The sequence below is a fragment of the Xenorhabdus yunnanensis genome (assembly GCF_028598805.1).
In the GTDB taxonomy this organism is placed as follows: domain Bacteria; phylum Pseudomonadota; class Gammaproteobacteria; order Enterobacterales; family Enterobacteriaceae; genus Xenorhabdus; species Xenorhabdus yunnanensis.
In genome coordinates this window covers 1-729 of record NZ_JAQRFI010000197.1, presented here as the reverse complement: position 1 = coordinate 729, position 729 = coordinate 1, and the positions used below count along the sequence as shown (strand labels likewise).

At 41.7% G+C, this 729-nt stretch carries 1 pseudogene; it reads left to right on the top strand.

The window, feature by feature from the left end:
- The first annotated feature begins 155 nt into the window (after nt 1-155).
- A pseudogene (gene tnpA, locus PSI23_RS21730) lies at nt 156-611 on the top strand (IS200/IS605 family transposase).
- The last annotated feature ends 118 nt before the right edge of the window (nt 612-729 follow it).

Sequence of the window (729 nt, the reverse complement as noted above, 5' to 3'; positions counted from 1 at the left end):
TTATGGCTTTAGCCAGTTTAAGTAGCGTCAGCTTCTTAAACATAAAACCCCCCGCTATGCGGGTGGAGGCCAAGGGTTATACCAAGAAAAACACCTTTCCGTTACGATATAGATGTTCAAGCTAATATGCGTAACTCAAATAAGGAAAGGTGTTTATGGGAATTAAAGCACAAAGCTCAGCCCATACAAAGTGGCTGTGCAAATACCATATCGTCTTTTCGCCGAAATAGAGACGAAAAGTCATTTTTACCAGTTTACGCTCAAGTATAGGTGAGATTTTACGAGACCTTTGTAAGTACAAAGGCGTTGAAATAATCGAAGGGCATCTAATGCCAGATCATGTGCATATGCTCGTGAGTATTCCCCCGAAAATAAGTGTTTCAAGTTTTATGGGGTACTTAAAAGGTAAAAGCTCGTTGATGATATTTGATAAACATGCCAATTTAAAATACAAATTTGGCAACCGGAAGTTTTGGTCGGAAGGCTACTACGTCAGCACAGTGGGGCTGAATGAAGCCACAATCCGTAAATATATCAGAGAGCAAGAAAAGTCAGATTTACTTCAGGATAAATTAAGTACACGAGAGTATAACGACCCCTTCGAGGGGTAAGCCAAAGAAGCAAAGACACTTAGCTTGAACGAAGAGAAAGCAGCGTCATTTAGGCGCAGTCGGTAACATGCCCTTATAGGGCTAGAGCAAACCACCCGCTATGCGGGTGGTTCTGATT